Source organism: Bacillus cereus group sp. N8 (assembly GCF_016483685.1).
Taxonomy (GTDB): domain Bacteria; phylum Bacillota; class Bacilli; order Bacillales; family Bacillaceae_G; genus Bacillus_A; species Bacillus_A proteolyticus.
The window spans coordinates 15,540-38,356 of record NZ_JAEHBK010000004.1; the positions used below are offsets into that span (position 1 = coordinate 15,540).

Consider the following 22,817-nt stretch of genomic DNA (forward strand, 5'->3'; position numbering starts at 1 on the left):
GTTGCACATATAATATATTTCGGATATAAAGGAGATTTTAAAAATGGCAGAATTCAAAGAACAAGTATTAGATATTTTAGAAGAAGTATGTGAAAACGATATTGTGAAAGAAAACTTAGATGTTCAATTATTTGAAGAAGGTATTCTTGATTCTTTCGCTGTAGTATCTTTATTAGTTGAATTCCAAGAGCGTTTAGATATTGAAGTTTCTATTTCTGATTTTGACCGTGATGAGTGGGCTACACCAAATATGGTTATTAAGAAGTTGGAAGAAATCCGATGAACAAAGCAAAATTCGGTCCGATGCTTTTAGCATTGGCCCTTTTTGCTGTATTCTTACTTATTCCTACGCGCTTCCTACTTCCACTTTTAAGTGATGAGAAAGTAGAACAAGCTGCGACTTCTTTAAAAGAAGAAAAGATTCAAAGTATGATTTTACAGCAAAAGATGTTAGCAGATCCGAAATATCTTCCGATGTACGGTTCATCGGAATTCGCACGTATGGATGCTTTTCATCCATCGAACTATTTCAAAGTAAAGCCTGAAGGATTCACACCATTCCTGCTTGGACGCGGCGGAACACAAGACCTTGTACATGTATTAAACTTCGCATCTACAATGGATCAATTGAAAGATAAAAAAATGATATTCGTTCTTTCTCCGCAATGGTTTGTACCACAAGGTATTGATGAGACACACTTTGCACCTAACTTTTCAAAACAACAAGGTTACCACCTCATTTTCAACGATGATTTAAAACCTGAAATGAAAAAACAAATTGCGAAGCGTTTATTAAACTTTGAGATTGTAAAAAAAGAAACTTTACTAAAAATTTCGCTTGAAGGTATCGCCTACGATGATACAAAGTATAAAGTAAAAGCACTTGCTGCTAAACCTTTCGCTTATATTTATCGTAACATTTTAGATCGTAAAGATTTATTTACAGCAATGTTTGATATTAAGCCGCATAAAGAAACGCTTGATCCATCATTGAAACAAATGAACTGGGAAGAAACTCGTAAGCATGCTGATCAAACAGGCGCAGTAGAATCCGGCTCTAACGAATATGGTATCGAAGATGATTACTTCAATAGCAAAATTAAGAAGAAATTAAAGCAACGTGAAGGTTACTTAAAAAATGATGCTTATGACCAATCACCAGAGTATGAGGATTTACAAATTGTACTTGATTTATTAAAACAATCTGGTGCAAAGCCACTCTTCATTTCTGTTCCTGTAAAAGGTCCTTGGTATGATTACGCTGGCTTCCCGAAAGAAAAACGCGAATTATACTACAATAAAGTTCATGAGCAAATTAAGAAAGCTGGCTATCCAATTGCTGACTTCTCAAATCATGAATATGATAAGTACTTCTTAAAAGATCATATGCACTTAGGTTGGAAAGGCTGGGTTTACATCGACGAGGCCATCCAACAATTTTATAAAACAAACTAATGAAAAGACCGCTTGAATTATTCAAGTGGTCTTTTTCTATATACATTTTGTAATTGTTCAATTACATCTTCTACTTCTTTCATGACCCGCTCCACTACGTGCTGAGCTGGCTCTATTCGTGCTAATGATGATGCTTGTCCCGCCCAAAGCGACATATACTCTCCCTTATTTTGCTTCGCTGCTTCTTGGCGTATTTTAGAAGTTAATACATTTTGTACTGGGTACATCGGAAGCCCTTCTTCTTTTTCTTCATGTCTCTCTATAAATTCATTACGAATACCCCGTGCATATTTCCCGGAAAACGCACGGGTTACAGTTGTACTCGTATCTGTACTTTGTAATACGGCCTCTTTATATGCATCATGTGTAATACTTTCTTCACTCGTTAAAAAGGCTGATCCCATTTGAACAGCTTCTGCCCCTAACGCAAATGCCGCAACAAGCCCTTGTCCGTTCATTACACCACCTGCTGCGACAATCGGAATATGAGGTACTGCTGCTACTAATTGTGGAATTAACGCAAACGTACCAATCATAGCTTCACGTTCTTTCCCGATAAACGTTCCTCTATGCCCTCCTGCCTCGCTACCTTGCCCGACGATAATATCTACCCCTAACTTAGCAAGTGCTTTCGCTTCCACTACATGGGTAGCTGTTCCGATAACTTTTATCCCTTCCTTTTTCAAATCATCTATTTCTTCTTTTTCTAACGTTTGAAATGCAAAACTAACGACTGGTACCTTTTCCTCTAGTAGTACTTGTAATTGCGCTTTATAGCTTTTCGGCAGCTTTAGCGCCTGCTCTCCCTCTATACCTAGTTCTCTATTCACCGCTTCAAGTAATACGTTCGCCTCTTTTACCTTTTCTTCTTCTATCTTTATCTCTTTTGTTAAAAGTAAATTAACACCAAATGGTTTATCTGTTAACTCCCTTATCTTATAAATAGCTTCACGAATTTTTTCTGGGCCCATATAGCCAGCTCCAAGCGTACCTAACCCTCCGCCATTACTTACAGCTGCAACGAGCTCTGGCGTTGTAATAGCACCTGCCATCCCCGCTTGAATAATAGGATTTTTCACTTGTAAGATCTCTGTAACTCGGCTTGTAAACATCTTTTCCCCTCCTACTTTCCTTATACCTTCTTTATATGACATACTTTCCCCTCCTTTTACAAGGATTGAACCATCACTACGCGAATATATTGAAAGAGAAGGAGGGAATACAATGATTTATCCAAATGCATTAAAACAAGGTGACACTGTAATGGTTATCGCTCCATCAGGCCCACCAACGTCCGAAAATGTTTTAAAAGGCGTGAAAGTATTAAAAGAGATGGGATTATCCGTAATAATTGGAAAGAGTGTTTATGAAAAATATGGATATTTAGCTGGAAGTGATCAAGTTCGTCTTGATGATATACATGAAGCATTTGCAAATACTGAGGTCAAAGCGGTTTTTTGTGCACGGGGTGGTTACGGAAGCGCTCGCCTTCTCCCTTACATTCAATATGAAATTATTCAACAGAATCCAAAAATTTTTTGGGGATATAGCGATATTACGGCTTTGCATATCGCTTTTTCACGTTATGCGGAGCTGGTTACTTTTCATGGCCCAATGATTGAAGAATTAGGCAAAGGTATAGATTCTCTCTCTTTATCTTCTTTCAATCAACTTTTCCATCCGTATTCATCTATCTTATATGCATCAGAATGTATCGTACCTACCTCTCCATGTACAGTTACAGGCACATTAGTTGGAGGGAATTTAACTGTATTAACAAGTATAATTGGCTCGCCCTATGAGATAAATACGGCAAATAAACTTTTATTGCTTGAAGATATTGGTGAAGAACCGTACCGCATTGACCGGATGTTAAATCAACTACTTTTATCTGGACAGTTTAATGAATGCAGTGGCGTAATTTTTACAAGTTGTCACGACTGCAACCCTTCTAAACCATCCCAGTCATTGCAAACAATATTATATGAATATTTCACACCATATAATATACCTGTGCTATTCGGTTTACCAATTGGACATATAAGCCCAAATATCGGTATTCCCCTCGGAGCTACAGCAACAATAAATACAAATAACAAAACTGTTTCTATTTCTACTGGTATAGCCACTCCTTGTTCAAATTAAAAAGGAAAAGCTACTAAGCTTTTCCTTTTACTTATAATAATTAAAGATTCGTCCAGATGCGATATCTGCGATTTCTTCTGGAATAAATGTTTTACTCATATCTGTTCCAACATTTAATACAGCTGTCGCATCTTTCTCGATGCTACCAAATAATTCTTTTCCACGTATCGTAATAAGGGGTGTCCCTTCTGGCAACACATCTTTTACAAATTCCAATTGCGTAAAGAATGGAACGATCCATCTGTCCTCTCCTTGGAAATGACGCAAACGAAGTGTGCCTTCTGTTGCCCCGTCCTCTGCTTCTAATGAACCAGCAACATAAAACTCCGTTGTTAAGAGCAATTCATAAAATTCCTTTTGCCTTTGTTTATCCTCTCCTGCTAAAACGAGTACTTCTTCTATTTTCTTTACTGGAATTTGCTTCATATGATGCCACCCCTATTTTCAAAATGATTATACTTAGATTATACGAAATATTCTTATTTTTTTCTACATAATTCCGCAATTATTTTCTTAAAATAATTTTAAAATATCTTCAGTCATAACGATTTTAGCAAATTCATCATGTAAGTTTACAAGTGTCATATTGTGAATGTCCTCTGCACTATACTCTATCCCGTCCAGACCTTTACGATTGAATGTAGCCGTCGCATCGCTCACTAAATACGTTGTAAATCCTAAATTACCTGCCATCCGTGTTGTAGTCTCCACACAATGATTTGTTGTTAATCCTACAATCACTACAGTATTACATTTTTGCTCTCCTAATTGTTCTTCTAAATTTGTCCCAATGAACGCGCTATTAACAGATTTCTGAATAATCACCTCATCTCGCAGTGGTTTCACTTCTTCCTTAAAATTCACCGTTTCCGCATATTGATAAAACATCGACTGAACATCTTCTTTATTTACATGTTGAATATGAAAAACTGGTAGTTTCCTTTTTCTCCACTCTTCTAACAAACTTTTCATATTTTCTTCCGCGAAAAGGTTATTCCTCATGCCCCAGTACGGCAAGTTGAATGCTTCTTGTACATCAATGATTAGAAGTGCTACTTGATTAAGCATACTATCCTCCTATTTAATTGGGCTGTAATTGAAACAGAAAACCAAGTTGCTGCGACGCAGTAATAAAACAAATATACGTGCAAAGCTCTACAATTTCTTTTTCCGTCCAATATTGTTTTAACACATGAAACATATTATCATTTATCGCCTTTCGGTCATGGACAAATGTATGTACAAAAGTAACTGCTACACTAATTTCTTCTACCTTTTGCATATCATCAGGTCTTCCCTTTGCCATACAGTATAGACATTCATTCCCATACGCTAATGTTCGTCTCACTTGCTCCTTCAACTCTGCTGAAAGAGTTCCTTTATTGTACATTGTATCCTCTAACGCACTCCACGAATGTAATATATCCGGATTATGATCTAATAACTTTTGAAACTTTGTATCTCCTACATTTGATAATGAAATCCTCTCCATCATTTCCCCTCCTATTTCCTTCTGTTTTATTGTAAAATAAATAAAGTTCACTTTACATTTCATATGAATCTTAATTTATATTTTTCCTTTACAAAAAATATCATTTCACTGGAGGTTTATTTACAAATGCAACTAGACCGTGTTGATCGAAAAATTTTAAATGAATTATATAATGATAGTCGCCTTTCCATGCGCGAATTAGCAAAACGAGTAAACTTATCCGCTCCGTCTACTACAGAACGTGTTCGTAAACTCGAAAGTGAAGGCGTTATTCAAAAATACACAATCGATATCGATTATAAGAAAGCTGGACTCGTTTTAGATTGCATTTTAGAAATTACTTTAAAAAATGGTGATACAACACGTATGCAACAGTTTATTCAGTCTTATCCATCTGCAAGTTTTTGTTACCGAGTAACAGGAAGCTTATGCTATATTGTAAAAATTTCTGTTCCTTCACTCGTAGAACTTGAAGAATTTATTAATGATGTTTCTTCATATGCAACGACAGTTTCTCATATCGTATTATCAGAAGTATCTCTTACTCCGGATATTGAACATATCTTCCCAGAAGTTTAATTTATTTTTATTCATAAAATATTAAAAAACCCCTTACAATAAGAATAAAAATAATATATTATGTATTAAAATACATAAAGTTCGAGAAAGGGGCTTTACATTGAAAATCTGGTTTTATGAAAAAACGGCACAATTAGACGGCTTGCTTGGTATTTGGGACAATGTTCCGACCATCCCTCGAATTGGTGAAAAAGTGGAGCTTTTAAAAACAGTCCGCACTGTTACAGATATAAAATATGTAAAGAACGGTAATAATTTTCGTGTAGAAATTATTACAAATTAAAAAGTAGCTCCTAGCGAGCTACTTTTTAATTATCTATCATGTGCTTTCTTTATTATAATTTTATCTTCTTCTACAGAAACTGTTACATAATCATTTTCCTCTAACCGAAGCTTATTTACAGCTTCATCTGATAGTTCTACAGCCATTAATCTATCCGTTACGATCACTTGGCTATATATTTCATTTTCTTCTGATGTATTCACGACTTTTTCTTCGTCTATGAAGCGAACAGGTGGCACACCAACTTCTTTTACTGTACGCCATTGTTTCCAAATGTAAGGAATTAACCACAGTAACCCAACAACCGCAAGGCCAATACCAATCCATAAATTACTTTGTGCCTGCAATTCCGTAATTGAGATTGCATCACTTCCCTCTCCACTTACAAATTGTATACTTGTCGCAATCAAATTATTAAGAGCGTGCACAGCAATATTCGTCCATATATTTTTTGTCTTTATGTATAGAAGGCACATAATAACACCGAACATGAAAGCACCGATAACATCAAAATGTCCTAGTCCAAAAATCAGAGAGGATATAATAACCGCTCGTTTAATCCCCCATTTATAAGCCATTCGCTGTAAAAAGAAGCCCCTAAATATAACTTCTTCCATGATAGGTGCTAATACACATGCTGAAATGAAAGTAAATATCGTCATATATATGTTACTCGTATTAATAACATTTCCGTCTTCTAACATAGTAATTAAGAAATTAGGTAAAGTATGTGCTAATATATAGAATTGAATTTGGGATATACCGACTGAAAAAATTATTCCCATTATCGTTGCTAATATAATTAACCCCCAATGTAAACGGCTGGGCTTATCAAAAAAACTTTTAAAAACAACATTATTTTTACTTGTTTTTAAATATAGCCACAATAGTGGAAATACGAAAAATATTGATATTTGTGACATGAACTCTATCGTATTGTCAGAAGCACCTGATAAACTTAATGGAATCATCGTTAGGAATATCCCTATAATCATCCACCCAAAAAAACTACGTAGCCTTATACGTGAAAATGCATATTGCATATTGAACACCTCCAGAGATAGTAAAAATAAAGTGAAACTTTAATCAGTGGGGGTGTTCTTCATCCCCCACTGATTATTAGCCCTCACCAATCGGGCTTTTACGAGCAGTTGATCCCCCACCTAACTTCTCTTCTTTCGCTGAATTTTGAGGTGAGGGTCTTACTGCCCACAAATAGCGGGATAAATGGTCGGATAACTAAATTATAATATGAATATAGTTGAAAATCTTCCTACTTTTCTCAAATGATTTCAAACAACATATCTCTTAAAATATATAGTACATTTTATTTAAAATACCGTTTTACTGTTCTTCCAGTTAAAATCTAGGAGAGCGTTATGTAATAAAAATCCCCGTTAACACGGGGATTTTCTCTATTATAATACGTCACGTTTTTGGAATAATACACTTGATGCTACAAGTAATACAGCAAAGTATGCAACTACAAGTAATAATGAAGTTGTAAACGTAAATTCTGTAAATGGTGGTTCCATTCCACCACTAACTAATTTATTGCTATCGTAAACACTTAAATTTAAATGGACGAACACAACAAATTTCGCTACACCTTTTGCAAACATCATTAGTACCATATTAATTGCTCCTTGTAAGAAAAATAGGAACAGCGTAATAATTAATGGTAATACAGAATTTCTAAATACGTTTGCTAAGAAAAATGCAAGCGTTGCAAAGAAAAATGGTGATAAAAATTGATATATAATTGTTTTTAATACAATTCCTAATGTTAATTCAGTTTTACTACCATCCATTACAATTCTGCCAATAATTATTGCGATTAACGTGCTAGCAAATATGATAAATAATATAGTAAGTAACACTGTAATATATTTAGAGAACAAAACTGTAATTCGTTTTCTCGGACGGATTAATAACTGCTTAATTGTACCTTTTTGAAACTCATCAGTAATTGTACGAGAAGCAATCGTGATTCCAAAAATTGTTGCAAATAAGATAATTAAACCAATCTCTGAACTTACAAAATCGAAATATGATCCTTTAAACTCATTTCCTCCTCCCCATTTCAGCATCCCTAAGACTCCCAAAATCTCCAATGCTGCAATTACACCTATTAAAATATACATACCTTTTTTCGCATGTAATTTTAAAAATTCATTTTGAATTAATTTAAACATTACGCTTTCACTCCCCCAGTAATTGCTAAGAACTCATCCTCTAACGTTTTATTTTGAACAGTAACGCCATATACAAGCACATCGTCATTCACAAGTTTTTTTACAAGTTGTGGAATTTCTTCTTTCGTTACAGATACTACAATTACGTTTCCTTTCGCCTTACCTTTAATGATTTCATTTGCTTTTTGTACTTGATCTACTTCAAACGCTACAACTACTGTCTCATCATGTTTCGTTTGTTCATGTAAGTTGTACTCTTGTACAAACTCACCTTGCTTAATAATAACAACGCGATCACACATTAATTCAATCTCACTTAATAAGTGACTTGATACAATGACCGCAATATTTTCTTCTTTCGCTAATCGTTGTAAATAATCACGAATTTGGCGAATACCAGCTGGATCTAATCCATTTGTCGGTTCATCTAAAATTAAGATTTTCGGCTGATGCAGTAATGCCTGTGCAATTCCTAAACGTTGCTTCATACCAAGTGAATATGTTTTCACCTTTTTATGAATGGCATGCTCTAATTCAACAAGCTTTACAATTTCAGCGATGCGCTCTTTACTAATTGGGGTAATTGCCATGTTTGCAAACTGCTTTAAGTTTTGCATACCTGTCATATAATCATATAGCTCAGGATTTTCTACAATTGCGCCAATTTGCTCTAACGCCTTTTCACGCTCCGTACGAATGCTATGACCACAAATTGTAATATCGCCCTCTGTCATTGATATAAGACCTGTCATCATACGAATTGTCGTCGTCTTACCACTACCGTTCGGTCCAAGGAATCCGTACACTTCTCCTTCTCGAACTTCAAATGATAAACCACGGATAATTTCTGTTCCACCAATCCTTTTTCGAACATTTTCTAATTTTACTACTACGTTTCCCAATGCTGATTCCTCCTTTAGACTTCTAGTTTTTTATCGATTATGCGACCTGTCATATAAACAAGTAGAATAAATACTCCGACCGAAAAACAAATACTATATATATTCATAAGTTTTTCTTGATAGAGCAGCACATTTGCTCCTGATGATTCATCTATATACACTAACTTTGTTATTAAAGACGCTGTAGGAGCAAGACCGCCCAACATTCCATATACAGTGCCCAATACTTTTGTTACTAGTAAAAATAAGAAAAATACAATTGGATATTCTAACTTCTTCTTTTTCAAAGAAAACACTTTAACGCTAGCTACTACAAAAAGCAAAACAAGCAATATACTAGAAAAATTAAATATATATATAATAGTGCTAAATAGGTGCTTTAATGGATTTAATACACTTTGGGTAAATAACATTTCATAGAGCTCTGTACCTTTTATTATTTTCATAGAAATACTATATAAAAAAATAGAACCTATTACTTCAAAAATAAATAAACCAATTGCAGCATATAACAATATCGCTAAAACAATTTTTCCACCTGATATCGTTGTTAACCTGAATAATGTGCTTTCAGTCATTTTCCCAAATGCAGACACTGCCTGAATAAATATCAATGCTAAAAAGGTTATATATACTACCATAACCACACCAACTATAATTGCTTGCCTTACCTCTCCTGATTCTTGCTTAATATAATTTCCCAAACTCACGAAAGCTACAGCTACAACGAATATAAATGATAACAATGAAATAATAATTTGCTTTTTATTTACATTGTACATATATATTAAGCTCGACTTCATCTACTGAACACCTCCTTAAACACATCCGTGACAGCTTTCCCTCTCTGAAAACGTAACTCTTCTACATTTTCATACAATACAATTTCTCCATCTTTTAAAAAGATTACCTCATCAAAAATATTTTCAACTTCATTTATTAAATGAGTTGAAATTAGTATTGTACAATCTTCTCTATAAAATTGTAGAATGAGATCTAATACGTGTTCTCTAGAAACAAGATCAATTCCGCCAAGTGGTTCATCTAGTACATATAACTTCGCTTTTCGAGAAAACGTTAAAATAATTTGAAGCTTTTCCACCATCCCTTTTGATAATGCTATAATTTTTTCTTCTAACGGTATTTTAAATTCCGCAATCGTATCTACTGCTTTTTGAATATCGAAGTCTTTATAAAAATCTCGATAGAAAAATAATGCATCTTTTACAGTCATCCAATCATCAAAGACTGGCTTGTCAGACATAAATGAAACGATTTCTTTCGTCTCTAACCCTACTTTTTTACCATTAATTACTATGCTGCCTTCAGAAGGATGTTGTAGACCTGCAATCATTTTTAATAACGTCGTTTTCCCGCTTCCGTTATCTCCAACAAGCCCAACGATTTTTCCTTCTGTAATCTCTATATTTAACTCACGGATCACTGCTTTTAATCCGTACCGCTTCCATAAGTTTTCTATTTTTAATAACTCTGTCATTCGTTCTCCTCCCTTTTCTCATGTAATGAAGAACGAAGGATTGTAAGAATTTCTTCTTCTGAAAAACCTAAATTGTCCATTCCATCTATAAAAGAATGAAGTAATTCTCTCGCCATATCTTTTCGCAGCTCCATAATTTTCTCCCCTTCATTCGTTACATATCGTCCCATTCCTCTACGCGTTACAACAACTCCATCCCGCTCTAGTTCTTGAAATGTACGTTGAATCGTATTTGGATTTACTTGTAATTCACTCGCTAATTCACGTACAGAGGGAATTTTATCGCCAGGCAATAAATGACCCGTTACAATTTCTTTTTTTATGTATTCCATTACTTGAATGTAAATTGGTGTGTTTGGAGAAAACTCGATTTTCATTTCTCCCCTCCTGTCTTAGTGTGTTAGTTAAATAGTACACTAAGACAAGTGTCATGTAAATACTTCCAATTAAAAATGTAATAAAAAGGCAGTGTAACTTTTCGTTACACTGCCTTTTTGTAATAACATATAAATATATTACTTGTTTGAATTTAAATTCATTTTACTTTTACTTGATTTAGCACGGATTTAAACGTATTAATCACTGTATCTACTTCTTCATAACTAATTGTAAGGGATGGTTCAATACGAATTGTTTTTGAGTTAATTAATGTTCCCGCAACAAGAATACCTTGATCAAACATCGCCTTTGACACTTCATAACCAATCTCGTCTTTATGGAATTCAATCCCAATCATTAAACCTTGACCACGGATTTCAAAGATTTTATCTTCGTGTCCTTCTGCTGCTTGTTTCAATCCTTTTAAGAAATACTCTCCAACTTCCATCGCTCGTTCCGGTAATTTCTCTTCCAATAATACATGGATTGTTGCAATTGCAGCAGCACATGCGAGAGGATTCCCGCCAAACGTTGTTGTATGCATAAATGGATTTTCAAACCAACTTTGGAATACTTTTTCTTTCGCAACAATAGCTCCCGCTGGCATTACACCTCCACCAAACGCTTTCGCAAGACAAATAATATCCGGCACAACATCATATAAATCTGCTGCAAACATTTTTCCTGTACGGCCCATTCCAGTTTGTACTTCATCGAAAATAAGGAGCGAATCAAACTCATCACAAAGCTCTCGCACTTGTTTCAAATAATTTTCTGGAGGTAAAATAATGCCGCCCTCCCCTTGAATTGGCTCCAAAATAACTGCTGCAACATCTTCTCCTACTAATGCACATGTCTCAAATGTTTTTCTCATCATATCAATATCGCCAAATGGGACATGACGGAAACCCGGAATTAATGGTAAAAATGGCTTACGGAACATTCCTTTTGCCGTCCCAGATAAAGCACCAAGGCTCTTACCATGGAAAGCACGAGTTGTAGAAATGAAAGTTGTTCGTTCACTATACATTTTTGCTAGTTTTAATGCTGCCTCTACACTTTCTGTTCCACTATTTGTGAAGAAGGCATATTTCAAATCACCAGGTGTAATATCCGCTAAAATCTTTGCAAGAATCGCTCGAAGTGGATCTAGTAAATCCTGACTGTGCAATGCTTGACGCTTTAATTGATCTGTTACAGCTTTTACTACTTTCGGATTACGGTGACCAACATTATAAATTCCGAATCCACCTAAACAGTCAATGTATTTCTTACCATTAATATCCATAAAACAAGATCCTTCATCAGACCATTCTACTGCTGCAAATTGTCCATCTTTTGTTACTGTTTTTCTATAAGCAAGAAAACCAGGATTCACATGCTCTCTAAATCCGTCTACTGTTTCTTTTTGAATCCAATTTGCCTCTTCTTCAGATACTTTTTCTTTTTCAATTAACTGTAGTACTTTCGTAATATACTCATTTACATTTAATTCTTTCTCATTCAATTTATTTTTCACGTTCGTTTCCATCTAATTCACCTCTACATTTTTTTTATTTGCAAACCAACCAATAGGTTCTACTTCTAGATTTATATTAATCTGCTTAATTTCTTGAAATTCTTCTAAACCAAACGTTCCTAGACTACGACCTATACCACTTTGCTTATATCCGCCCCAAGGCGCCTCATTGTATGTTGGATGATAGCTATTAATCCACGTAATTCCTGCGCGAAGCTTGCGAATTACACGCATTGCTTTCGCACCATCAACAGTAAATACCCCTCCAGCTAAGCCATAATCTGTACCGTTTGCTAACTCAATTGCTTCCTGTTCAGTTTTAAACTTTTGAATTACTACAACAGGACCGAAGATTTCTTCCTGGACAATGCGCATATCGGGTTTTACATTAACAAAGACCGTTGGTTCAATAAAGAAACCCTCATCTTTTCCATCTGTCAGTATTCGCTTACCTCCACAAGCAATGTCTGCGCCTTCGTCTTTCCCAATTTCAATGTAGCGTAATACTTTTTCCATATGTTCTTGACTTACAAGTGGTCCCATTTCTGATTCAGGATTATCACCAGGCCCAACGTTAATTTGCTGCGCTCTCTCTACAAAACTATTAACAAATTTATCGTAAACGCTTTCTTCAACAAGGATTCTCGATCCTGCTGAACATACTTGTCCGCTACCTGCATAAATACCAAATAGTGCATAATCAATCGCCGTTTCAAAATCTGCATCTGCAAAAATAATATTTGGTGATTTGCCTCCAAGCTCTAGCGAAATCTTTTTCATATTATCTGCTGCCGTTCTCATAATGTGCTTACCTGTTTTTGTTCCACCTGTAAAGGAAATCATATCCACTTTATGACTCGCTGCAATTTCATTCCCTACTATTGGACCAGCCCCCATTACCATATTGGCTACACCTTTTGGTAGCCCTACTTTTTCAAGGATTTCGAATAGCTTTGTCGCAGTAATTGGTGTCACTTCAGAAGGTTTAAACACAATTGTATTTCCAGCTGCTAAAGCAGGTGCTATTTTCCATACACTCATCAATAGCGGATAATTCCATGGAACAATTAATCCACAAACACCAACTGGCTCTCTTACAACCATCGCTTGCATCGGATCGGCTACATGATATGTTTGACCATCTGGCTTTGTAATCAATCCGGCATAATAGCGAAAACAAGCCGCTGCATCTCCAATATCTCCTTCTGCCTCACGATATGTTTTTCCATTATCCATTGTTTCAAGGTATACTAATTCTTCCATATTTTTATCAATTTCATCTGCTATTTTAAATAAATATGATGCCCTTTCAGCAGTAGATGTTTCTGACCAAATTCCGCTATCAAAAGCCGCTCTTGCCACTTCTATTGCGTATTTTGCATCCTCAATCGTTCCCTCAGGTGCATATGCTATACCCTTGCCATTCGCAGGGTTAATAATCATCCTTTTTTCTTGATTACTAGAGTCTCTCCATTCACCGTTTACATACATTTTTAAATCTAGCACTATATTGAATCCCCCTTTATCGATTGTTTATATATTTATAAGCAAATTTCATGCCAATATTTAAAATTCAAAAGAATCATACATAAAGTGAAACTTTAATCAGTGAGGGTTTTGTTCATCCCCACTGATTATCAGCCCTCACCAATCCGGCGTTTACGGGCAGCAGGGCTCCAACCTAAATTCTTTGCTCCACCTGAATTTTGAGGTGGGAGTTTTACTGCCCACAAATAGCGGGATAAACTGACTATTTTCTTAAAAATAACAAACATTTTATGCATTTCCGCATACACTATTCCATTTTGCATAAAGTGAGACTTTAATCATTTCCGCTATCGCCTTCACCACTCGGGACTTGAATCCCAGAGAATATGTACATGCTGTGCGCACACAAAAAGGAGAAGTCTATGTGACCTTCTCCTTTTTTAGGAATATGAGATGATATCAGCCGCTATCTCTTTTTCACTAACAATCTTTTGATATTTACGACTCACTGAAGATTGGCTGATTCCAAGAGCTTTTGCAGCCTTAGTCGTTGTTTTATACTGCTTCATTGCAAGTAAAATCAATTGTTCTTCTACAGAATGTAGTGCTTCTTGTAACGGTAATACTCTTGTAATAACTGGTTTTGATTTTTTAAAATCATAGCCAGGTGTTAAAAACTTACTAACAAACTCAGCTTCAATTACCGGATCATCTGCTGATACTACTAAACGTTCAATCATATTTTGTAATTCACGTACATTTCCTGGCCATGAATAAAACTCTAGTAAGTTAAGTGCATCCGGAGTTAGATGATAATTTTTATTATATTTTTCATTTAACTGTTGTAAAAAATGAAAGGCAAGTACTGGAACATCTTCCATTCTCTCTCGTAGAGGAGGAACTTCCAATGGAATTACATTTAAGCGATAAAATAAATCTTCACGGAACGTTCCTGCCTCTACCATCTTTTCAAGACTCTTATTTGTAGCAGCAATGATTTGCACATTTATTTTCATAGGTATTGTACTTCCGATAGGAATTACCTCTTGTTCTTGTAGGACTCTAAGTAATTTCACTTGCAAATGTAAAGGCATTTCTCCAATTTCATCTAAAAATAAAATACCTTGATCAGCTCGCTTAAAATATCCTTCTTTTCCATTTTTATCGGCTCCTGTAAAAGCACCTTTCGTATAACCAAATAATTCACTTTCTAACAAAGTTTCTGGAATTGCACCACAATTTAATTTTAAAAATGGCTTTGAAGATCTGTTTCCAAGTTGATGAATTGCCTGGGCAATTACTTCTTTTCCGACACCAGACTCTCCAGAAATAAGAACGTTGGAAGAAAAATCTGCTATTTTTTTAGCTTGGTTAATAATTTGCTCCATTTTCGGACTACAGTAAATAAGCTTCTTAAGAAAACGATCTTTATTTTTAAAATCATCTAATTCTTTCTTATATTGCTCTGATATCTTCTTTATTTCATGTAATTCCGTCTTCAATCTCGTTGCTTCTGTAATATCTCTTGAGGCAATAATAATGCGGTGAAGCTCTCCGTTTTCATTAAATACAGGATTTCCAACTGCCAATATTTTTCTTCCGCTTTTTGTTTCTTGTACAACTGATACCTTTTTTTGTTGTTCCAGCACTAATCGTGTGACAGATGGACTAAATAATCCTTTCTTTTCTAAGTCTAAAAGATTTTTTCCTAAAAGATCTTTCAAATTACTCCCCCAAAAATCATTGATAACGGTTTCACTGTAACGAATTAATTCCCCTTTATGATTAACAACTAATATTTCATCATAAATACTAGACAAGATTGCATGTAAATCTTTATTTAAATCCTTTATATATTCAATTTCCATCGCCATGTCCTCAACCATCGGCAAATCTTGTACGATAATAACCATTCCTTCAATGCTTTGATCAAAGTTTGGAATAGGACTGTAGTCAACTAATACACCCATCTCATTTGTGATTTGTAATTGATTCAAAATTGTCTTTCCCGTTGCAAATACGCTATTAATTTGTTCTTCATTAAAAATTTGTTCCGCTGGTACATTCATCACTTTTTCAGGTGTAGATTTAATCATCTTCAAACCAGATTCATTGCAATTTACAATTTTCTTTTCACGGTCTACTACAAAAATCCCCATCGGAATAGACGTTAAAATAATTTTCAATATATCAACACTCTGATTTTCTTGTTTAAATAGTTCTGCAAAAATATCTTCTCTTCTTATATATCCTATTAACTCATCCATTTCATTTTTCACTATGGCAATCGGCGCTCCAATAATTTGAAAAAGAGCTGTTAAAGAAATATTTTTACTAAGATAACATATCGTATCTAGCGAAACTGCATTTGAAAGCAACGCCTTGGAATTTAACTCCTTACTGTTTGATAGCAGATCCTTGACATGAACGTATGCAAATAATTTCTCTCCTCTTTTTAAAAATAGAAAAGGTTCTTTTATATTTTCAACATCTATATTCCGTTCCTTTTCGGATTGATCGATAGGTAGAGAAACAATGGGTCTAATTTTATTACGAGCAATGGAAAACATTCTGCTATTCCTCCTTTGGACTACTTAATTTGTATTGTATCATTAAATACAGATTTTTTTAATTAATCTGATAATAAACTTTTTTTCCTTTATTTAATAAAAAAAGGAAGATGAGTGCCTCCATCTTCCTCATTGTTCTATCATTAATCGCTACCACTAACGAAAAGGTCTTCTTGAATATACGCTAATACCATACCTGGAATTACTTTGTCGCCTGCCTCTACTTCTAAAGATTGAACTTCTCCACTACATCCCATCTTAATTACTTCCAGTTTACCATTCATATCTTTAATAGAAAATAATGGCTCCCATTCATAAACTCGAGAATCCTTATTAATAGACACTTTTTCAATTATTCCATAACACGGACTCGTAATAATATCATAATACATAATCAATCATCCCTTTCTTTTATTCTATTAATATTGTTCTTCTAACCTTTGTGACTGAAGAATCATATAGAAAAAGCTTTGAAACTCCTCTATGTCCTCTACCTCAATTCCTAGCCTTGTTGCCCAATATTGTTCCTCTCCAATATCTTCTTGGCTTAATAAAACCATTCTCCCATTTTGAATTGAGGTAACCATTGCTTTTCCAAGAAACTGTTGTGAATACGTAACAGCTATATCGTAACGATGACTATTCGACACAATACAGTAATAACTGATTTGTTGTCTCTCCACTTCTTCTAATAAAATATCCAGTTTCATTTTAGCCCTCCCTTTAGGTTAAAAATGCAACCAACCTCTTAGGCGCGATGCTTCTACAATCTTGCGAACCCCTTCAATATAAGCAGCAATTTTCATATTTACTCCAAAGCATTTAGAAGTATCAAGTACGTTAGAAAAACTAGATGTAATTTTCTCCTTTAAACATTGATCAACATATTGCTCCGTCCAGTAATATCCTTGGTTATTTTGACACCATTCAAAATATGAAACAATCACGCCACCAGAGTTTGCTAAAATATCTGGAACAACCAAAATTCCCTTTTCCTCTAACATAGTTATCGCCTCTTTTGTTGTTGGTCCATTTGCAGCCTCAATGATAATCTTACATCCAAGCTTTCCTGCATTATGCTTTGTAATGACTCCTCCAATTGCCGCCGGAATGAGTACATCACATTCTTTTTCTAACAACTCCTGATTAGAAATTGTTTTACTAAAGAGATTCGATACTACACCGAAAGAATCTCTGTTTTCTAGTAAATAAGGAACATCTAGACCGTCTGGATTATAAATTCCTCCTATAGCATCTGATACCCCGACTACTTTCACACCAATATCATATAAATATTTCGCCAAATAACCTCCAACATTCCCAAACCCTTGAATAATAACTCGCATATTTTGCAAAGGAATTTGTTTTAACTCACTTACTAACTGAAGTGTATACAATACACCTTTAGAAGTTGCTGTTTCCCGTCCTTGTGATCCTCCTAACATTAATGGCTTCCCGGTTATAAAGCCTGGAGAGTCAAACTCCCTAATATGGTCATATTCATCTAGCATCCAAGCCATAATTTGCGCATTTGTATACATATCAGGTGCCGGAATATCTTTCGTCGGTCCCACAATTTGACTTACTGCTCTTACATACCCACGACTCAGTAACTCTAGTTCTCTAAAACTCAACTCCTGTGGATTACAAATAATCCCGCCCTTTGCGCCTCCATATGGAAGTCCTGTCACTCCACATTTCAAGCTCATCCAGCCAGCAAGTGCTTTTACTTCTTCTGCCGTAACATCTGGATGAAATCTAATACCACCTTTTGTTGGCCCTGCTGCGTCGTTATGCTGAGCGCGATACCCTTGAAATACCTTTGTTGTTCCATCATCCATGCGAACAGGAATGCTTACTTCTAAAAAACGCATCGGTTTTTTCAGAAATTCGAATACTTCGTCTGGATAACTTAAAAGATGAAGCGCCTCTTTTAATATAGATTGAAATTCCTCTAAAGGATTTTCAACTTCATCTGTATTTGTATGTTTTTCTGATTGAATCGGCACGATAACACCCCTCTTTATATTTTTACTAATTGTACAAAGCAATAATCGTGCCAAGTGAAAATACTACGTTAATCATATCGTGTCATCCCCTTTACTTATGAATCTTTGAATGACTTATGCAATGCTGCATGATTATCAAATATAAAAAAAGACATCGGAACTTATCCGATGTCTTTTTCTTTTTATATTTCCTGTGCTTCTTCAAAATGCATTTGCGGAGGAGCTGAACGGAACATATTTGTAACATATAGAAGGTACCCAATTCCAATAGCAGCCCAGCAAATCCCTAGAATAAGTGAATGAATATTGAGGTTAAACCATAGTACTGCCACAGTACCAGCACCTAAAATAGGCATAACTAAGAAATTTAAACAATCTTTTATCGTTTTATATCTTTTTTTCTTAATTACATAGTAGGAAATTACAGATAAATTAACAAATGTAAATGCAATAAGCGCTCCAAAATTAATAAGAGATGCTGCCGTTTCTAAATCAATGAATATAGCCGAGAGCGAAATAATTCCTACAATAACAATGTTATATACTGGAGTTCTCCAGCGGGGATGAATGTATCCGAATATTTTCTTCGGAATTACATTGTCTCGCCCCATAACGTACAATAATCTGGATACACTTGTATGAGAAGCTAAACCAGACGCAAGTGTCCCCATAAGCGTTCCTACTAAAAAGAAAGCTTGAAATAGTTTTCCTCCAACATATAGCGCGATTTCTGGAGACGCTGATTCTTTATCTTTAAATACAGATGTATCTGGAAAAATAGACTGTGTAAAATACGTAGTAGTAATGAATAAAACTCCACCAATTAAAGCAGTAAGAAAAATAGCTCGAGGAATTGTTTTCTCCGCGTTTGGTGTCTCTTCTGAAAATGTAGTTACTGCATCAAAACCTAAAAATGAGAAACAAAGAATTGTCGCACCTGCAACTAACGGTGATATTTGTATATCCGATTGAAAAAACGGCTGAATGGAAAAAACTTCTCCTGTTCCCTCTCCCGCTAATAAACCTTTTATAACTAGAAAAACAAACACGGCCATTACTAACACTTGAAATATTACTAAGAACGTATTGAAATTAGCAGTAACATTTACGCTAATCATATTTATTAATGTAACCAGGAGAACAAAACCAATGACCCATACCCAACTAGGAACACTTGGAAAAAATGCTGACATATAAATTCGCGTTAATAGTGCGTTCACCATCGGTAGAAATAAATAATCCAATAACGCGGACCATCCAACAAGAAACCCAAGCCTTGCACTAATTGTCTTCTGCGTATACGTATAAGCAGATCCTGCGGTAGGAAAAACCTTTACCATTTTTCCGTAGCTTGCAGCGGTAAACAACATTCCTGCTAATGCAATAAGATAAGCTCCTGGAACATGACCGCCCGTTTTTTCAGAAACGATTCCAAATGTATCAAATCCAACCATCGGTGTCATATACCCGACCCCTAGCATAACAATTGACCAAAGTCCTAATGAACGTTTTAAACCAACTACTTTTCCCACCTATCATTCCCCCTACTTTCTCTATCTAATTTCCATTTAAAAATCGACAGTTAAAAGGAAGCGTTTTCAAGTAACTGAATATCACATCAAGTATTACCTCCCTTTTCGTTACTTTTTAAATATTCATGCAATTTTTAAGCCAAAATTTCTAGACTTTGAAAATTCAATATTAAAAAGAACGTATAGGTGTAGTTGGACCTCATTTCTTCTCATTTTTTATTCATTTTTACATAAGTTATTCAATCTCTCATACCACTAAATATGAAAATAAAACTTTAACCCGTGTATTTTCTTTATCCCCACTTCCTCGCAAACTGGGCTTTTACAAGATTAAAACATTTTCATGAAATAATAACATTATGTAAACCATTCATAGCAAAAAAGCTGTCTTCTCTATAAAGACAGCTTTTTCTATAACACTATATTAAAAATTGAATACGAAGTCATCGTCAGCTAACTTTTCAACGTTCGTTGCTTTTACGTAACCATTTCCTTTTACAGAGAAGAAATCATGGTTTTTCGTATCTGTACGTAAACCATTTAAAACGATTGGGTTAATTTCTTCTTCTTCAAACTTCGGCTCAAGCCCTAAGTTCATAAGTCCTTTATTCGCATTGTAACGAACGAAACGATTTACATCCTCTACAAGACCGATAGAAGTGTAAATTTCTTCTGTATATGCCATTTCAATTTCATATAGTTCCATTAATAATTCTTGCGTTTCTTTTTGCACTTCTTGTTGATCTTCTGCAGAAAGTTCTGCGAAGATTTGTTGTGCTAAAATACCGACGAATACGCCGTGAATGGACTCATCACGAATTATTAGGTTAATAATCTCACCACTTGCCGTCAATTTCCCTTGACCTGCTAAATAAAGTGGATAGAAGAATCCACTATAGAATAAGTAACTTTCTAAGAACACACTTGCTACCATTGCCATGTATAACTCTTTTTTCGTTACTTCAGACTTTAATAAACGACGATAGTAATTAGTAACAATACCAGCTTTTTTCTCAAGTAATGGATGGTTATCTACCCATTCAAAAATATCATCAATTTCTTCTTCAGTAGCTAACGTTGTGAAAATATGACTGTAACTCTTCGCATGTACTTCTTCCATAGCGCCCATGAAAGCTAATACACTTTTCGCTTGTAAATTTTCAAGATGAACAAGCACAAGAGGCATCCCTTCGCCACCTTGTTTCGTATCTAAAAGTGTTAAACCACCTAATACACGCTTATAAGCAATTTGCTCTTCTTTTGATAATTGTGCCCAAGTATTTTTGTCAGAAGACACTGCGATTTCTTCTTCTGTCCAAAACTGAGCGATGTTTTGCTTCCAAAACATTAAACTAAAATCATCTTCTTTTTTGTTCCAGTTTACCGCACGCATTAAATCGCCCCTTCTCTAAATAAACATAAAAAAATTGATAACTAAGCATGAGCAGGGTTCAGAAAAACCCTGCTCATAATGTCTCACTTTTTATATTAAACGGTACAAGCCACGCACTCTTCTACGCTTAATTTACGTGTTCTCGTATAATAAAGACTCTTCAAGCCTTTTTTATGTGCATAAATGTAGTAACGTGCTAACTCACGTGTTGAAATATCACTATTAACATAAAGAATAGTACTAATTCCTTGGTCAATATGTTCTTGAATTTCCGCGATTAAATCAATTAATTTAAACTGATTCATATCGTAAGAAGATTTATAGTACCAGAATGTATCTTTTGATAAATACGGCATTGGATAATATGTTGTCGCATTCGCATACGTTCTTGATTCAATTTGACTTACGATCGGCATTACGCTTGAAGTTGCATTTTGAACGTAACTAATCGATTGTGTCGGAGCGATTGCAAGACGATATGAATTATATAACCCATTCTTCTTCACTTGCTCTTTTAAACTTGTCCAATCTGCTTTTGTTGGAATATGAATTCCTTCAAATAATTGCTGAACTTTTTCAGTTACTGGGCTGTAATCTGTCGTTTCATACTTTTCAAAGTATGTGCCGTTCGCATAATCAGACTTATCGAAGTCTTTAAATGTTTCGCCTTTTTCTTTAGCGATTTCCATACTTTTCTCAATCGAGTAGTAATTTAACATCATAAAGAATGTACGAGCGAACTCTTTCGCTTCTGCACTTTCATATGCGATTTTATTTTTTGATAAATATCCGTGTAAATTCATTGCTCCAAGTCCAACTGAATGAAGCTCATCATTTGCTTTTTTCACAGTTGGCGCATTCGGAATGATCGTCATATCAGAAACAGCTGTTAAAGCTTCCATCCCCGCATGAACTGCTTCACGAATCTCTTTATTTTCCATTACATTTACGATATTTAACGATCCTAAGTTACAGTTAATATCACGACGGATAATGTCATCTGTACCGTAATCATTTATTTCAGAAGTTTCTTGAAGCTGGAAGATTTCTGTCTCGAATGTTCAACCGAGTTCGCTACTACTCAGTCCGTTGCTCATGCAACTGCTGTATGTCACCATACAGGACAGACTATATCATCACCTACAGCATTACCTGGTTAGGTGCTCCGCTTTTCGAACGCCAATCGCTTGCGCTCTACTCCCAAATGGGATAGTCGTTAGGCTTTTACTTATCTTAATTCAGAAAGTCTCTTATTACTTTATGTTGTCCGATAACTCTGCTATACAAAATAATAAGATACATTCTGAACTTTTATATTTTCATTCTAAGATAAGATTTAGCACGGTAGGTTACCTCAAACTTGAGGCTTTCCCCGTTTA

General features: G+C 35.1%; 24 protein-coding genes. 5 read left to right on the top strand and 19 right to left on the bottom strand.

Features of this window, described 5'->3' with window-relative positions:
- Positions 1–43: 43 nt before the first annotated feature.
- Both dltC and dltD read left to right on the top strand, forming a co-directional pair.
- Positions 44–283 carry a D-alanine--poly(phosphoribitol) ligase subunit DltC gene (gene dltC / locus JDS80_RS08475; protein ID WP_000807310.1) on the top strand — a complete coding sequence of 80 codons (240 nt, stop codon included), beginning with the start codon at positions 44–46 and terminating at the stop codon, positions 281–283.
- Positions 280–1,455, top strand: coding sequence for a D-alanyl-lipoteichoic acid biosynthesis protein DltD (gene dltD / locus JDS80_RS08480; RefSeq protein ID WP_071744797.1), 1,176 nt, complete (start codon positions 280–282; stop codon positions 1,453–1,455). Before dltC ends, dltD begins: the two co-directional genes overlap by 4 nt.
- Positions 1,456–1,472: 17 nt before the next feature.
- On the opposite strand, the gene JDS80_RS08485 is transcribed toward dltD, so the two are convergent.
- Positions 1,473–2,609 (bottom strand): NAD(P)H-dependent flavin oxidoreductase, encoded by a 1,137-nt coding sequence (locus JDS80_RS08485; protein WP_199638003.1) that lies wholly within the window; start codon positions 2,607–2,609, stop codon positions 1,473–1,475.
- A gap of 70 nt (positions 2,610–2,679) precedes the next feature.
- Here JDS80_RS08485 and JDS80_RS08490 point away from each other — a divergent pair, with 70 nt between their 5' ends.
- Positions 2,680–3,600, top strand: coding sequence for a S66 peptidase family protein (locus tag JDS80_RS08490; RefSeq protein WP_071770208.1), 921 nt, complete (start codon positions 2,680–2,682; stop codon positions 3,598–3,600).
- 27 nt (positions 3,601–3,627) lie between these two features.
- Here the strand turns inward: JDS80_RS08490 and JDS80_RS08495 are convergent, their stop codons facing one another.
- From JDS80_RS08495 to JDS80_RS08505, 3 genes are all read right to left on the bottom strand, one after another.
- Positions 3,628–4,026: an SseB family protein gene (locus JDS80_RS08495; RefSeq protein ID WP_199638004.1), complete on the bottom strand. Its 399-nt coding sequence runs from the start codon at positions 4,024–4,026 to the stop codon at positions 3,628–3,630.
- A gap of 87 nt (positions 4,027–4,113) precedes the next feature.
- A complete protein-coding gene (locus JDS80_RS08500; RefSeq protein ID WP_199638005.1) occupies positions 4,114–4,668 on the bottom strand; it encodes a cysteine hydrolase family protein in 555 nt (184 codons plus the stop codon).
- A 13-nt stretch (positions 4,669–4,681) separates the two neighbouring features.
- The gene (locus tag JDS80_RS08505) at positions 4,682–5,095 is read right to left on the bottom strand and encodes a carboxymuconolactone decarboxylase family protein (protein ID WP_199638006.1); all 414 of its coding nucleotides are present in this window, start codon (positions 5,093–5,095) and stop codon (positions 4,682–4,684) included.
- 123 nt (positions 5,096–5,218) lie between these two features.
- On the opposite strand from JDS80_RS08505, the gene JDS80_RS08510 reads away from it, so the two are divergent.
- A complete protein-coding gene (locus tag JDS80_RS08510) occupies positions 5,219–5,671 on the top strand; it encodes an Lrp/AsnC family transcriptional regulator (RefSeq protein ID WP_071744791.1) in 453 nt (150 codons plus the stop codon).
- Positions 5,672–5,771: 100 nt separating this feature from the next.
- On the top strand, positions 5,772–5,954 hold the full coding sequence (locus JDS80_RS08515; protein ID WP_199638007.1) for a DUF3913 family protein: 183 nt from the start codon (positions 5,772–5,774) through the stop codon (positions 5,952–5,954).
- A gap of 29 nt (positions 5,955–5,983) precedes the next feature.
- Here JDS80_RS08515 and JDS80_RS08520 read toward each other — a convergent pair whose 3' ends face one another.
- From JDS80_RS08520 to JDS80_RS08590, 15 genes are all read right to left on the bottom strand, one after another.
- The gene (locus JDS80_RS08520) at positions 5,984–6,997 is read right to left on the bottom strand and encodes a type II CAAX endopeptidase family protein (protein ID WP_199638008.1); all 1,014 of its coding nucleotides are present in this window, start codon (positions 6,995–6,997) and stop codon (positions 5,984–5,986) included.
- 375 nt (positions 6,998–7,372) lie between these two features.
- Positions 7,373–8,149, bottom strand: a complete 777-nt coding sequence (locus JDS80_RS08525; RefSeq protein WP_199638010.1) for an ABC transporter permease — start codon at positions 8,147–8,149, stop codon at positions 7,373–7,375.
- A complete protein-coding gene (locus JDS80_RS08530; RefSeq protein WP_199638012.1) occupies positions 8,149–9,051 on the bottom strand; it encodes an ABC transporter ATP-binding protein in 903 nt (300 codons plus the stop codon). Before JDS80_RS08530 ends, JDS80_RS08525 begins: the two co-directional genes overlap by 1 nt.
- Positions 9,052–9,065: 14 nt before the next feature.
- Positions 9,066–9,854, bottom strand: a complete 789-nt coding sequence (locus JDS80_RS08535; RefSeq protein WP_199638014.1) for an ABC transporter permease — start codon at positions 9,852–9,854, stop codon at positions 9,066–9,068.
- A complete protein-coding gene (locus JDS80_RS08540; protein WP_199638016.1) occupies positions 9,851–10,549 on the bottom strand; it encodes an ABC transporter ATP-binding protein in 699 nt (232 codons plus the stop codon). The genes JDS80_RS08535 and JDS80_RS08540 overlap by 4 nt, the downstream gene beginning before the upstream one ends.
- Positions 10,546–10,926: a GntR family transcriptional regulator gene (locus JDS80_RS08545; RefSeq protein ID WP_097831832.1), complete on the bottom strand. Its 381-nt coding sequence runs from the start codon at positions 10,924–10,926 to the stop codon at positions 10,546–10,548. Before JDS80_RS08545 ends, JDS80_RS08540 begins: the two co-directional genes overlap by 4 nt.
- 158 nt (positions 10,927–11,084) lie before the next feature.
- On the bottom strand, positions 11,085–12,458 hold the full coding sequence (locus JDS80_RS08550) for a putrescine aminotransferase (protein WP_199638018.1): 1,374 nt from the start codon (positions 12,456–12,458) through the stop codon (positions 11,085–11,087).
- Positions 12,459–13,952, bottom strand: a complete 1,494-nt coding sequence (locus JDS80_RS08555; RefSeq protein WP_098888872.1) for an aldehyde dehydrogenase family protein — start codon at positions 13,950–13,952, stop codon at positions 12,459–12,461. It abuts the gene before it with no gap.
- A 422-nt stretch (positions 13,953–14,374) separates the two neighbouring features.
- Positions 14,375–16,504 carry a sigma 54-interacting transcriptional regulator gene (locus JDS80_RS08560; protein WP_071770215.1) on the bottom strand — a complete coding sequence of 710 codons (2,130 nt, stop codon included), beginning with the start codon at positions 16,502–16,504 and terminating at the stop codon, positions 14,375–14,377.
- A gap of 143 nt (positions 16,505–16,647) precedes the next feature.
- On the bottom strand, positions 16,648–16,896 hold the full coding sequence (locus JDS80_RS08565; protein WP_000291044.1) for a biotin/lipoyl attachment domain-containing protein: 249 nt from the start codon (positions 16,894–16,896) through the stop codon (positions 16,648–16,650).
- Between the two features lie 27 nt (positions 16,897–16,923).
- Complete coding sequence (locus tag JDS80_RS08570; protein ID WP_071744781.1) at positions 16,924–17,214, bottom strand: SAV0927 family protein; 291 nt, start codon at positions 17,212–17,214, stop codon at positions 16,924–16,926.
- An 18-nt stretch (positions 17,215–17,232) separates the two neighbouring features.
- Positions 17,233–18,513 carry a Glu/Leu/Phe/Val dehydrogenase dimerization domain-containing protein gene (locus JDS80_RS08575; protein ID WP_199638020.1) on the bottom strand — a complete coding sequence of 427 codons (1,281 nt, stop codon included), beginning with the start codon at positions 18,511–18,513 and terminating at the stop codon, positions 17,233–17,235.
- Positions 18,514–18,695: 182 nt separating this feature from the next.
- On the bottom strand, positions 18,696–20,045 hold the full coding sequence (locus tag JDS80_RS08580) for an amino acid permease (RefSeq protein WP_199638022.1): 1,350 nt from the start codon (positions 20,043–20,045) through the stop codon (positions 18,696–18,698).
- Between the two features lie 424 nt (positions 20,046–20,469).
- On the bottom strand, positions 20,470–21,438 hold the full coding sequence (nrdF, locus tag JDS80_RS08585) for a class 1b ribonucleoside-diphosphate reductase subunit beta (RefSeq protein WP_199638024.1): 969 nt from the start codon (positions 21,436–21,438) through the stop codon (positions 20,470–20,472).
- Between the two features lie 95 nt (positions 21,439–21,533).
- Positions 21,534–22,484, bottom strand: a complete 951-nt coding sequence (locus tag JDS80_RS08590; protein WP_327818117.1) for a ribonucleotide reductase large subunit — start codon at positions 22,482–22,484, stop codon at positions 21,534–21,536.
- Positions 22,485–22,817: the final 333 nt, after the last annotated feature.